The sequence below is a fragment of the Mucilaginibacter aurantiaciroseus genome (assembly GCF_024055595.1).
GTDB lineage: Bacteria > Bacteroidota > Bacteroidia > Sphingobacteriales > Sphingobacteriaceae > Mucilaginibacter > Mucilaginibacter aurantiaciroseus.
The window spans coordinates 944,007-957,344 of record NZ_JAMXOF010000001.1 but is presented as its reverse complement, the minus strand read 5'-3'; the positions used below and the strand labels follow the sequence as shown (position 1 = coordinate 957,344).

Below are 13,338 nucleotides of genomic sequence, written 5' to 3'. Positions count from 1 at the left end.
ATAGCAATTAATTGAACATCATATCTGGTGATACCTCGCCTTTTGGCTTACCGGGAATGGTCATGTAAACCCGTAAACCACTTCCCGAGGAGTTTGCATCCACATATTTTATGGTGATCTTATGATAACCCTTCTGCAAAGGGATCACACCCTGCTGCTCTACCGGGCCGGTGCGGCCGTCTTTATCAACAATGGCTACATCATCAATCAATAAAACCGAACCATTTGATGAAGCGGTTGAAAAGCCATAGTTACCGTCAACATCAGCCTTTAAATAACCATTAAATACTACACCATACTTATTAAACGCCTTTTTGAACGCGCTTAATGCGGTGCTAAAGCTTTTTGCCACGCCGGTATCAATTACCGCGGCCGGGTTAATTTGCGTAGTATTTATATAAGTACCTGCCGATGCCTGGTATTTTAGGCCCGGTGTGTTGCCTGCATATTGCACCGGCGCTAATGGTGCTTTGTTAAATACTTTAGCCGCCGTGATAACGCTGCGTTTGCCCGATGGGGTAACCACAATCGTTTTTAGATCACGGTACTCATTTAAAGGTACAGGGTACGACATTGGCGTGGTGTAAAGTAACTCCGTTTCGCGCGGGGTGTAGCCGTCAATGGTGTAGTAGATCTTAGCACCCTTCACCGGCGATTTCAGGTTTACTGTAATGGTCGAGCCTATCATCACCGTATCCGCATTGCCAATAGCTGCCGGTACACGGAAGTTGTAACCGTTTTTATCAAACCAGGCTAAGTGCGCGGGTAAACGTGTTTCAGAAAAGTCCTTATAGTTTTTATTGGCGATTGGTGACCAGGCGACTTCTGATAGGGCCAGCATTCGCGGCAATACCATATATTCAACCTTGTTTTCGGTGGTGATGTATTCTGTCCAAAGGTTGGCTTGTACGCCTTTGATGTATTTCTGTTGATCTGGTGTTAGGGCCGCCGGTGTAGGGTTATAAGCGTACGTTTTCTGGATAGTTGCGCTACCGCCGATGCCTACGGGCTCCTGGTTTATTTTACCTTGGGCGTGGTCAAAATATAAGCCCTGACTGCTCGGGGTCATGATCACATCGTGGCTTTGTTTGGCCGCTTCGATGCCGCCTTCTTCGCCCCTCCAGCTCATTACGGTAGCGTTTGGTGCAAGCCCGCCTTCCAGTATCTCGTCCCAGCCGATGATGCTGCGGCCTTTGCTATTCACAAATTTCTCCATCCGTTGAATGAAGTAGCTTTGCAAACCATGTTCGTCTTTAAGCTTGAGGCGTTTGATCAAGTCCTGGCAAAATTTGGTTTCCTTCCAGATGTCTTTTGGTGCTTCGTCGCCCCCAATGTGGATGTATTTACTCGGGAACAGGTCTATCACCTCGGTCAGCACATCCTGCAAAAAGCCGAATGTTTTTTCTGTTGGGCAAAAGATATTATTGAACACGCCCCACTTGCCCGATACCTGGTAGGTTTGGCTTGGGTTACAGCTTAACTCCGGGTATGCGGTTAGGGCAGCTAAAGCGTGGCCCGGCATTTCAATTTCGGGTACAATGGTGATGTACCTGTCAGACGCATATTTAATTACCTCACGAATTTGGTCTTGGGTATAAAAGCCTGTAACCGGCACACCATCATATTGCAGCGGGGTGCGGTCTTTAAAGTTACCGATAACGCTTTCGGCGCGGCGGCTACCTACGGTGGTTAGTTTCGGGTATTTTTTGATCTCGATGCGCCATCCCTGGTCGTCAGTTAAGTGCCAGTGGAAGGTGTTTAATTTGTATGCAGCCATCAGGTCGATATACCTTTTCACAAACTCTACCGAGAAAAAGTGGCGGCAAACATCAAGCATCATACCCCTGTAACCAAAACGGGGATAATCCTCAATAGTTACAGCAGGCAATTTCGCAGTTGCCGATCTTTCGAGCGGCATTAATTGCATCAGCGTTTGGATGCCGTAAAACAAACCTGCGCCTTTACCTGCTACGGTAATTTGCTGTGGGGTAATGGTTAAACGATAACCTTCGGCAGGCAGGCCTTCGGTACCTGTTGATGTTAAATATATGGCGGTAGTACTAACACGGGCATTTCTTAAACCTACCTGTTTGTTGTAGGCCATGTTATTGGCTAAAAATGCAGAGAAGAACTGCACAGCCTTATTGTTCGGCGTATCTGCCTGGATCACCGTTTCCTGGCTTAAGATAAATTCGCCGGGTGTTTTTTTAACGGATACCGGTGCCGGGATAATACCGGCATAAGGGTCGGTATCCTGGGCTTTAACAATAACAGATGTAGTTAATAAAAAGGCAAGCAGTGCTGCAGAGATCATTTTCTTCATAGTAAAACTAAACAGGTAAATATTGAGGCCGTAATTTAGCATTATTTAAAAAAAGCGCACCATAATCATTCAAATATTACACTAACAGAAACAAAAAAGCCGTATTCTTATTAGGAATACGGCTTTTTAAAATATTTTAAATTGTCGTAAAAAGAGGCTAAGTATCTACTTTACGCTGTTACCACGTGCTCTTTGGCAGCAAGGTAACGCTCGGCATCAATGGCGGCCATACAACCTGTACCAGCGGCGGTAACTGCCTGGCGGTAAATATGATCTTGCGCATCGCCACAGCAAAACACACCTTCTACGTTAGTTTCGGTTGAACCCGGGCGGGTGATGATGTACCCGGTTTCATCCATGTGGATGCTATCGCGGAAAATATCGGTATTGGGTTTGTGACCGATGGCTACAAAGAAACCGGTAACGTCTAAGATCCTGCCTTCGTTGGTAACGTTATTACAAACTTTAACAGCGTTAACGCTTTGTCCGTCGCCTAAAATTTCGATGGTATCGGTATTATAAAGTATCTCGATGTTCGGGGTGTTCAGCACACGGTGAACCATTGCTTTTGAAGCACGGAACTCATCGCGGCGAACGATCATGTAAACTTTACGGGTTAATTTAGCCAGGTAGGTTGCTTCTTCGGCAGCGGTATCACCGGCACCAACAATGGCAACATCTTGCCCTTTAAAGAAAAAGCCATCACAAACGGCACAGGCAGAAACGCCAAAACCGCTGTATTTTTGCTCAGAATCCAAACCCAACCATTTTGCAGATGCACCGGTAGAAATAATAACGGTATCGGCCAGTATGGTTTTGTTTTCATCAACGGTAACCTTGTGGGGCAACGAGCTAAAATCAACCGAACTTACGTAACCAAAGCGAATATCGGTACCCAGGCGCTCGGCCTGTTTACGAAAATCTTCCATCATTTCGGGACCCATGACCCCATCAGGGTAACCCGGGAAATTCTCTACATCGGTAGTTTGGGTAAGCTGCCCGCCGGCAAGCATGCCTGTGTACATTACCGGGTGCAGGTCGGCACGTGAAGCATAAATTGCTGCGGTATATCCCGCCGGGCCCGAACCTATAATAAGGCATTTTACGTGTTCAATATCTTGTGACATTTGTATTTTTAATGAGATGCGAATTTAATATTTATACCTGATTGCGCCAATAGGTAATAGTCAACATTATGCCATACTTAAGCTTGCTTTTTTAATGCGATCAATAGATTATTTATGGCCTGATAATAAGTAGGAATCTCGCCAAATAAGGTATCGGCAAGTTTTTGATTATAGGTATCTACAGATGCGTTGCGCCTTAATGTTATAGCAGACCAAAGCATTTCATCATTTCTCGTCCGAAATAATCCGTCATAAAACTTCAATACTGCTTAACGCCATGTTTTTAAAAGTTTCATCAACATCGTAAAAGTCAACAACATCAACTTTAAAAAGCATTGGCAATTGCCGGATAGCCTCGTGGATACGAACGATCGTTTCGGTTGAGATATTTACATCGGCAATAATACCTACGTCAATAACCGAACGGCTTAAAATTTCCTTATTGGCCTGCGAACCAAAATTAAAGCGCGGTAAGTTATATCAGACAAATTCTTATCCAATATATTCTTTAACCATTGCAATATTTCTGCCCTTCTGTTCATTATTACAACTATACTTAATATATCATTTGCCTGTGTTTGCCTTTAATACCCTGATAAAATTACCACCCAGTATCTTATCGATATCTTTTTCGCTATAATGGAGTTTAACCAATTCGGCGGTTATTTTAGGATAATCTAAAATGCTATCCAATCCTAAGGGGTAGGATTCGGCGCCGTCAAAGTCCGAGCCGATGCCCACATGATCTGCACCGATCAACTTCACCATGTAATGGATATGCTTGATAAGCATGCTTAGCGGCGGTCGGAACTGGTCGGCCTCGGTTTTATTAATAACATTGAGGCGAATGCTGGCGAGGTCGTAGTCATTATAGATTTTGATCAGCGAATCCAGCTCCGTTTTGTGTTTGGCAAGATAAACCTCATGCTTCGCATTATAGGCACTATCGATAAACCCGCTGTAAAAGTTAAGAAAAACCACACCTCCGTTTTTGGCGATTGCTTTAAGCTGATAATCCTTAAGATTTCGGCGGTGCGGGTTTAAGGCGTAAACACAACTGTGCGACGCAATAACCGGCTTGGTAGTTATTGCCATTACATCGTTAAAGGTTTGTTCGCCGGGGTGCGACAGGTCTATCATCACTCCTAATTTATTAAGGCGTTGTACTACCTGTTTACCAAAATCCGTTAGGCCTTTATGCTTTAAAGTGTCTGCATGTAAAACTTCGTCGCGGGCGGATGATGCCCAACTGGTACTGTTGTTCCACGTTAGGGTTAGGTAGGCCATGCCGCGTTTGTGCAGGCTATCTATATAATCCAGCCTGTCCTCAATCATGTGGCCGCCCTCTACCCCTATCATGGCCGCCAATTTTTTCTGCGCGACGGTTTTTTGCAGATCGGCAGCGGTGCGGACTAACTTAATTTTATTGGGATAACGTTTGATAAGCGCGTCTAACGAATCTATCTCGCGGTTGGCAAAAGCGTATGCCGTCCCGTTGCCGTACTGGTCGCCGCACCAAACAGAGAAAACCTGTACATCTAACCCGGCCTGCTTTGCCCTCGGCATGTCAAAATTACCAATGGTTTGCAGTTTGCCTAAATCAACTTTGGTTATAAGTTGATTGGATAAAGCATCGTTATGGGTATCTACTAAAATTGCACGCTGATGGATCTGCTTAACGTTTTGGGCAGATGCGGTTAATGCTAATAAGAGAAAAATTGGTAGCAGGAGGCGTTTCATATTTTGAAGGTAGTAAAAACTTTTAAACACCCTGTCATTGCGAGCGATAGCGTGGCAATCTCATAGGACAAGCGGATATGCTGAGATTGCCACGTCGCTACGCTCCTGAATGACAGGTTGAGTAATTACGTCTGTATTATCCCCACATTAAAAGGTTTTTCTATCGGAGCATGGTTGGCGGCCTCGATGCCCATGGAGATCACCTTGCGGGTTTCCAACGGGTCGATAATGCCATCTACCCAAAGCCTTGCGGCGGCATAGTATGGGGTTGTTTGGGCGTTGTAACGGTCGGTAGTTTGTTTGAGCAGTTCGGCTTCTTTTACCTCATCCACCTCTTCGCCTTTTGCTTTTAGGCCTGCGGCCTGCATTTGCACCAATACTTTTGCTGCCTGTGCGCCGCCCATCACGGCTATTTTGGCTGATGGCCACGCGTAGATCAACCTTGGGTCGTAAGCCTTACCGCACATAGCGTAGTTGCCTGCACCGTAAGAATTACCTATCACGATGGTAAATTTTGGCACGACTGAATTGGCTACCGCATTCACCATTTTAGCACCGTCTTTTATGATACCGCCATGCTCGCTACGGCTGCCAACCATAAAGCCGGTAACATCCTGCAAGAAAACCAAGGGGATCTTCTTTTGGTTACAGTTCATGATAAAACGGGTTGCCTTATCAGCCGAGTCGGAATAAATAACCCCGCCAAACTGCATCTCGCCTTTTTTTGACTTAATCACCTTACGCTGATTAGCCACAATGCCAACCGCCCAGCCATCCACACGGCCAAGGCCGCAAATGATAGATTGACCGTAACCCGCCTTGTATTCCTCAAATTCCGAATCATCTATCAGCCGTTTGATGATCTCATACATATCATAGGCCTTATCTCGGGTTTCGGGCAGGATGCCATAAATATCTTTCTCGTTTAGTTTTGGTGCCGATGGTTTAATTCGGTCGAAACCGGCCTTGTTATAATCGCCCACCTTGTTCATGATGTTACGGATAGAATCCAGGCAGGCTTTATCGTTAGGATGTTTATAATCTGTTACGCCCGAGATCTCGCACTGCGTGGTTGCGCCGCCAAGGGTTTCGTTATCTACGTTCTCGCCTATGGCTGATTTTACCAGATAGGATCCCGCCAGAAAAACCGAGCCAGTACCTTCTACAATCATGGCCTCATCGCTCATGATGGGCAAATATGCGCCACCCGCTACGCACGAACCCATAATAGCCGCGATCTGGATGATACCCATGCTGCTCATTTGCGCGTTGTTGCGAAAGATGCGGCCAAAGTGTTCTTTATCGGGAAAGATCTCGTCCTGCAATGGCAAATACACACCTGCCGAATCTACCAGATAGATGATGGGAAGGCGGTTTTCCATCGCTATTTCCTGCGCACGTAAATTTTTCTTGGCTGTTATAGGGAACCATGCACCGGCTTTAACGGTAGCATCATTAGCCACAATTACGCATTGCCTGCCGCTTACATAGCCAATACCGCAAACCACGCCACCACTTGGGCAGCCGCCATGCTCGGCATACATGCCATCGGCAGTAAAAGCGCCAACTTCCAGCCAGGGCTTATCGTCGTCTATAAGGTAGGCAACGCGCTCGCGGGCAAGCATTTTGCCTTTTTCTTTTTGTTTGGCAGCGGCCTTTTCGCCACCCCCCATGAATATTTTTTTAAGCCTTGTATTAAATTCGTAAACGAGTTGTTTGTTAACATCCTCATTCTTATTGAATTCCAGATTCATATGTGTTTATTGTAGGTTATGTAATTTTAGGAAAATTACTTGGGAATAACCCAAACACATTGTATTTTATTATGCATGCATAGTAATTGCTGCAATTGCTGACTCTTACATGCCACCTGCTACGTCAAATTCCTGTCCCTAAACCAAACCTCATCGGGGTTTATATCGATCTTTTCCATCAGGTCAACCAGTTCTATTGGGTCTACAGATGTTAGTACCAGTTCGCGGTTTGCGGGTTTAAGATAGCGCTGCGCTACCATTACATCCATCTGCGTTAGCAGGGCATCGTAAAAACCGCCAACATTCAAAATGCCAACCGGGTGTTTGTGTAAGCCTAATTGCAGCCAGGTAAGCACTTCAAAAAATTCCTCCAAAGTACCAAAGCCGCCGGGAAGCATGATGATACCATCGCAAAGATCGTTCATCATTTGCTTGCGCTGGTGCATGTTATCTACAATGTGTAGTTTGGTAATGCCTTTGTGGCCTACTTCCTTATCCATCAAAAACTGTGGAATAATGCCAATAACCTCTCCACCCCTGGCCAATACTGCATCGGCCAGTAAACCCATTACGCCCACATTACCGCCACCGTATACCAAACTAATATGTTTGCTTACCATTACTTCGGCTAATAATTCAACCGCTTGTTTAAGTGCAGGGTCGCCATTAAAATTGGCACCACAGAATACGCAGATGCTTCGCATAGAGATTGTTGATTAGTTAATTAGAGAATAGGCTTGCATGTTTTTAGAGGTTAGAGATTAACATTTCATCCTAATCTCTAACCTCTAATCACTACCTTGTATAATTGGGTGCTTCTTTAGTAATGGTTATATCATGCGGATGGCTTTCGCGCATACCGGCAGCGGTGATCCGTACAAATTTGGCTTTCTGTAAATCTTCGATATTGGCGGCACCGCAGTAGTGCATACCGGCGCGTAAACCGCCAATATATTGGTAAACTACCTCGGCCATGTTACCTTTAAATGGTACGCGGCCAACTATACCTTCTGGAACCAGTTTGGTTACTACGTCGGTTTCGTCCTGGAAGTATCGATCTTTAGAACCTTTAGCCATCGCCTCGATAGAACCCATACCACGGTATGATTTAAATTTACGGCCTTCGTAAATGATGGTTTCGCCCGGTGATTCTTCCACACCTGCAAATAATGAACCTGCCATGATTGAGCTTGCACCTGCCGCAATAGCCTTAACAATATCTCCCGTTTGTTTGATACCCCCATCGGCAATAACCGGGATGCCTGTACCTTCAAGCGCTTTAGCACATTCATAAATGGCATACAATTGCGGTACACCCACACCTGCAATGATACGGGTAGTACAAATAGAACCAGGGCCAATACCTACTTTAACAGCATCGGCACCAGCATCGGCAAGGGCCCTTGCGGCATCGCCTGTAGCAATGTTACCTGCAATAACCTGAAGATCCGGGTAAAGCTGTTTAACGGCCTTAACCATGTCTATAACGCCCTTTGAGTGGCCGTGAGCGGTATCAACCGTAATCACATCCACGCCTGCCTTAACCAATGCGGTAACACGGTCAATATTATCTGAAGCAACACCAACGGCAGCGCCTACACGCAGGCGGCCAAACTCATCTTTACAAGCGTTGGGGAAGTTTTTAACTTTCTGGATATCCTTATATGTAATTAAACCTACCAGTACACCATCCTTGTTTACTACGGGTAGTTTTTCAATTTTATTGGCTTGCAGTATGGCGGCGGCATCGGTAAGGTTGGTGCCTTGCGGGGCTATGATCAGGTTAGTTTTGGTCATAATATCGCTCACCGGTACAGTAAGGTCTTTCTGGAAACGAAGATCGCGGTTGGTGATGATGCCTTTCAATTTGCCATCGGCATCAATAACCGGAATACCACCAATGCTGTTTTCGCGCATGATGTTAACGGCGTCTGATAACAATGCATTTTCGAGCAGGGTAACCGGTTCCTGGATCATGCCACTTTCCGAACGTTTTACTTTACGTACCTCGTCGGCCTGTTGCTGAATGGTCATGTTTTTGTGCAGCATACCAATACCACCTGCCTGGGCAATGGCAATAGCCAAACCAGCTTCGGTTACGGTATCCATTGCGGCCGAAATGATCGGGATGTTTAAACGGATCTTTTTTGTTAAAAAGGTGCTCGTGTTAACTTCGCGCGGTAATACTTCTGAATAAGCGGGGAGTAATAGTACGTCGTCATAGGTTAATCCTTCGGCGACAAATTTGGATGGGTCTAACTGCATAGCAAATAATTATTTGGAGTTATTATTTGCCGGGCAAAGCTAACAAAATATATGGAATTTAAGAATTTGAAATAAGAATCAAGAGCCAAGAGCCAAGAATTTTACATTTCGCAGAATAATTACCCACAAAAACAATACTGGCTTGTCTTGTTTCTTGACTCTTAATTTCTTGTTTTTCTCATTAATATTTCCCTACTATCACTTTATAAAAATTCTCAAAGTCGAAATACTTATTGGCAAGGGCCTTCAGGTCTTCAGGAGTGATATTTTTTACGGTTTGGGTGTAGCGTTCGTAATAATCATAATCCAGGCCGGCAAAGTAAAGGTTCTTAAATTTATCGGCATGGGATAGCACATTCTCCAGGCTGCCCAAAAGTGAGCCAAGCATAAAGTTACGCACCAGCGAAAGTTCTTCGTCGGGGATCAGGTTTGTTTTTAACAGGTTCACCTCTTTCTCGATCTCTGCAACCGCGGCTTTACAAACATCGGCCCCAACTTCTGATGCGATGAAGAATGAACCCGTTTGTTTGAACGACGACATCCCCGAGCCAATGCCATAGGTGTAGCCTTTATCCTCGCGGATATTGGTCATTAATCTCGAACCAAAGTATCCGCCCAAAACCGTATTCAACACCTGTAACGCATGAAAATCGGGATGCGTACGGTTTACAAAAGGTGTACCTATCCGGATAGCCGATTGAATGGCGTCCGCATTTTCCACGTAAATAAAACGTTCTACAGAAGGGTTCAAGTCTGGTTGGGTAGTATCAGCTGGTACAGTTACTTCGCCCCATGCACCTTCAAAGGTTTTGGTAACGGCCTCCAATATCTGCGGGTCGGCTTTACCTGCAATAATGATATTACAATTATCCGGCTGGTACATTTCCTTGTATTTCTCCAGCAGGTCTTCCCTTTTTAATGACTGAAAATCCTCGGGCTGGGCAGCCAGTCCGTAGATAGTTTCGCCGTACAGGGCTTTATTAAAGGCCCTGCGGGCAACAAAATCATTCTTTTGCAGGCTCACCTGTAGCTTCTGCTGCTGGTTACGCACAAAGGTTTCCAACTCCTTTTGCGGGAAGATAGAATCCGTAAGGATATCCTTGATCACCGGCAGGGTCAAGTTTAAATGCTTGGTAAGCGTGTACAGCGTTACCTGCGAGTGATCGTAACTAAAATCAACCTGCAAAAAAGCGCCGTAAAAATCAATCTTGTCGGCAATCTGCGCGGCGGTTAGTTTGCTTGTACCCTCGGTAAGCATGGTGTTAACGGCTACGTTCAGCAAAGGCTTCGCAGGGTCGAACCGCAGATTATGGAAGATCCATTCTATACGCACCAGGTCAAGGTCGCCCGAGTTAAAGGTGAAGATATTGGCACCATTGGCAAGTTTAGTAGCCTCCGGGCGGATGAGTGTTATATTTTCTACCCCGTTAAATTGCGGGGGTGTTTTTCTGTCTAATTCAGTCATTGAGTCATTGCGTCATTTAGTCATTACCGTAATGCTTTACATTTGCGGCTTAGACGATTCAATTAATCTGTTATTCGCTAATTAGCTGTACCGGCTCATTTACAGCCTGCGCCAGGTAAACCAGCGTTGATGAGTTTTCTTTAGTGAAGATGGTGTTGGCATGCGCCTTTATCTCTCCTGCCGTAACCGCCAAAAACTTAGCCGTCTCGTGGTTAAAACCATCTGCATCGCCCATCAACTCATAAAAAGCCAAATTCATGGCCTTATCTAAAAGCGACATCTCCGAAAACACCATCGTACTCTCGGTTTTATTCTTAACCTTGGTTAGTTCATCGGCAGGCACTTCTTCGTTCTTTAGTTTCTCTACTTCGTCCCAAAGCGCCTGTTCGGCTTGTTCAATACTCACATGTTCAAGCGGTTTGCCTTCCAGCACAAACATGCCTTTATCAAGGCTGCCTGTGATATAAGCATGCACCTCGCTAAACAGCTGTTTATCCTTTATCAGGCTACGGTGCAAGCGTGATGAGTTTCCTCTTGATAGAATGTCAGACATCAGCTCCACCGCATAATAACTATCATCCAAACGCCCCCCCATCTGGAAAGCGATATATACGTCGTTCAACGGCACTTTCGCGGTAAACGTTTCGCGGCGCTCTTCGTTCTGTGGTTGCTCTTGTGGCAAGTTGCGGTTGTATTTTTCACCGGCAGGGATCGGGCCAAACCATTTTTCGGCCATGGCTTTTATCTCTTCGGTCTTTACATCGCCCCCAACTACCATAATGGCGTTTTGCGGGTTGTAATGCTTTTTAAAAAAGGCTTTTACATCCTCTATTTTGGCATCCTCGATGTGTTTAATAGTTTTACCGATAGTTGCCCATTGGTATGGGTGGCTTTTATATACCATTGGCCTAAGCTTTAACCAAACATCGCCGTAAGGCTGGTTAAGATAACGCTGCTTAAACTCCTCTATCACCACGTTACGCTGCACCTCCAGGCTTTTCTCGCTAAAGGCAAGGTTTAGCATGCGGTCGCTTTCCAGCCAAAAGGCGGTCTCTAAATTGGCCGATGGCAGGGTGATGTAATAGTTGGTAATATCATTGCTGGTGAAGGCGTTATTTTCGCCCCCCACCCTTTGCAGCGGGCCATCATAATTAGGGATATTTACCGAGCCGCCAAACATCAGGTGCTCAAATAAATGCGCGAAACCGGTTTGCCCGGGGTTTTCATCGCGCGCACCAACATCGTATAAAATGTTAAGCACAGCCATCGGGGTAGTACTATCTTCGTGAACAATTACGCGCAGGCCATTGTCTAGTATAAAACGATTAAATTTAACCATGTAATCACAATTAATTAGCAGTAGGCAAATGTATAATTTTTACCTTCTGTTAGGTTTATTTGTTGTATGGGCATTGTCAAAAAACAAACACTAAGCCCATACTTATCAAACATAAAAAACAATATTATTAGTACGCTATATTAAACAAATAAACAACTAATGGTTGTGGTGTTTTACAACAATTACATATCTGTTATATTACCAGCTTGTTATGATATTATTAAAACGGGTTTTTATAAATTTACATATTGATTGCTATAATGCTTACCAAAGAACAGCTAATGATAGAACTAACAGTAGACCCCACCAAAGGGTTTATTGAGCGACTGGCTGTTTTATTACCCGATCAAAATTTTGAACTGAACGAATTGATAGGCCTTACATTCTATACTGATAAACAAATAGGTTTCCGTGCCGCATGGTTACTGGATACGATGATGTTGGCCCACCCCGAACGTTATATAGAGCACCTGGAATATTTTGCAAAACGCATGGCCGGTGTAACCAACGAAAGCTGCAAACGGCACTAAGCCCGCATCATGATGTATTTAACTATGCCTGATGCACCGGCAACCATCCGCCAAAAATTAGCAGCTATAGATATGGAAAACGTAGTTGAAAAATATTTCGACTGGCTGATAGACCCAAAAGTAAAAGTAGCGGTTAAGGTTTTCGCGGCAGATACTTTATTCAATTTACATAGGCGGTACGATTGGATCAAAGAAGAACTGGCGAACCAGATGCAGTTTATCATGCGCACCGGCGGCCCGGCCATACAATCAAGAGGAAAAAAATTACTTGCTGCGATGGAGAGTAAAAATTAAAAAGTCAAAATTCAAAAAAATAGCCTGTCGCCAGCAACATCTTCAAATTCTGACTTTTATATTTTCAGTTTACTCTGTCGGTCTATCCGCGCCGTGCAGGTTATCGCTAACCTGGTGGTGGTGCAGCTTGGCAGATATTGCTGATGAACTATCATCTGCATAAGTACCGTAAGCATTTATTAAAATACCTTTAAGGTTATATTTTGGCGAGTTGATGGCGTAAACGATAGACATATCCGACGGGTTACTTTGTCCCTCGAAACGGTAAAATTCGTCTATCTCAAAATCATCGGCAGTCATGTGTACGTCCTGCGATTTGTCGTCTATGGTATCACCTCCGAAGCTTAAGTTTGCTGTATATCCTCTCTTCGTAAGGTCATTAGTGGCATCCACTAAGGTTTCAAAATTTTTCATGGCAGTAGCGTTTATTTTGGTGTGATAACAATTGAACCTAAATAACCATTAATGCGAAAGGTTTGTTTTGAAATAGTTAATGCTGAT

The 13,338-nt window shown here is 44.7% G+C and carries 11 protein-coding genes and 1 pseudogene; 2 read left to right on the top strand and 10 right to left on the bottom strand.

The genetic code is table 11. From position 1 onward, the window contains the following. Positions 1-7: 7 nt before the first annotated feature. The 9 genes and pseudogenes from NAF17_RS04410 to NAF17_RS04375 form a co-directional block, all read right to left on the bottom strand. Positions 8-2,365, bottom strand: coding sequence for a family 20 glycosylhydrolase (locus NAF17_RS04410; protein ID WP_252756767.1), 2,358 nt, complete (start codon positions 2,363-2,365; stop codon positions 8-10). A gap of 128 nt (positions 2,366-2,493) precedes the next feature. Continuing rightward, a complete protein-coding gene (gene trxB, locus NAF17_RS04405; protein WP_252756766.1) occupies positions 2,494-3,450 on the bottom strand; it encodes a thioredoxin-disulfide reductase in 957 nt (318 codons plus the stop codon). A 249-nt stretch (positions 3,451-3,699) separates the two neighbouring features. Then, positions 3,700-3,897 (bottom strand): annotated as a pseudogene (locus tag NAF17_RS18265) (hypothetical protein); the annotation flags it as partial. 117 nt (positions 3,898-4,014) lie between these two features. Beyond that, positions 4,015-5,190: a dipeptidase gene (locus NAF17_RS04400; protein WP_252756765.1), complete on the bottom strand. Its 1,176-nt coding sequence runs from the start codon at positions 5,188-5,190 to the stop codon at positions 4,015-4,017. Between the two features lie 125 nt (positions 5,191-5,315). Beyond that, positions 5,316-6,944, bottom strand: a complete 1,629-nt coding sequence (locus NAF17_RS04395) for an acyl-CoA carboxylase subunit beta (RefSeq protein ID WP_252756764.1) — start codon at positions 6,942-6,944, stop codon at positions 5,316-5,318. Between the two features lie 119 nt (positions 6,945-7,063). Then, positions 7,064-7,648: an LOG family protein gene (locus tag NAF17_RS04390; RefSeq protein WP_252756763.1), complete on the bottom strand. Its 585-nt coding sequence runs from the start codon at positions 7,646-7,648 to the stop codon at positions 7,064-7,066. Positions 7,649-7,739: 91 nt separating this feature from the next. Beyond that, positions 7,740-9,209 (bottom strand): IMP dehydrogenase, encoded by a 1,470-nt coding sequence (gene guaB / locus NAF17_RS04385; protein ID WP_252756762.1) that lies wholly within the window; start codon positions 9,207-9,209, stop codon positions 7,740-7,742. A gap of 181 nt (positions 9,210-9,390) precedes the next feature. Next, on the bottom strand, positions 9,391-10,674 hold the full coding sequence (locus tag NAF17_RS04380; protein WP_252756761.1) for a M16 family metallopeptidase: 1,284 nt from the start codon (positions 10,672-10,674) through the stop codon (positions 9,391-9,393). Positions 10,675-10,744: 70 nt separating this feature from the next. Further along, complete coding sequence (locus tag NAF17_RS04375; RefSeq protein ID WP_252756760.1) at positions 10,745-12,013, bottom strand: M16 family metallopeptidase; 1,269 nt, start codon at positions 12,011-12,013, stop codon at positions 10,745-10,747. Positions 12,014-12,273: 260 nt separating this feature from the next. Here NAF17_RS04375 and NAF17_RS04370 point away from each other — a divergent pair, with 260 nt between their 5' ends. Both NAF17_RS04370 and NAF17_RS04365 read left to right on the top strand, forming a co-directional pair. After that, the gene (locus NAF17_RS04370; protein WP_252756759.1) at positions 12,274-12,543 is read left to right on the top strand and encodes a hypothetical protein; all 270 of its coding nucleotides are present in this window, start codon (positions 12,274-12,276) and stop codon (positions 12,541-12,543) included. A 9-nt stretch (positions 12,544-12,552) separates the two neighbouring features. Next, positions 12,553-12,837 carry a hypothetical protein gene (locus NAF17_RS04365; RefSeq protein ID WP_252756758.1) on the top strand — a complete coding sequence of 95 codons (285 nt, stop codon included), beginning with the start codon at positions 12,553-12,555 and terminating at the stop codon, positions 12,835-12,837. Between the two features lie 69 nt (positions 12,838-12,906). Here NAF17_RS04365 and NAF17_RS04360 read toward each other — a convergent pair whose 3' ends face one another. Continuing rightward, the gene (locus tag NAF17_RS04360) at positions 12,907-13,251 is read right to left on the bottom strand and encodes a phosphoribosylpyrophosphate synthetase (protein WP_252756757.1); all 345 of its coding nucleotides are present in this window, start codon (positions 13,249-13,251) and stop codon (positions 12,907-12,909) included. Between the last annotated feature and the right edge of the window lie 87 nt (positions 13,252-13,338).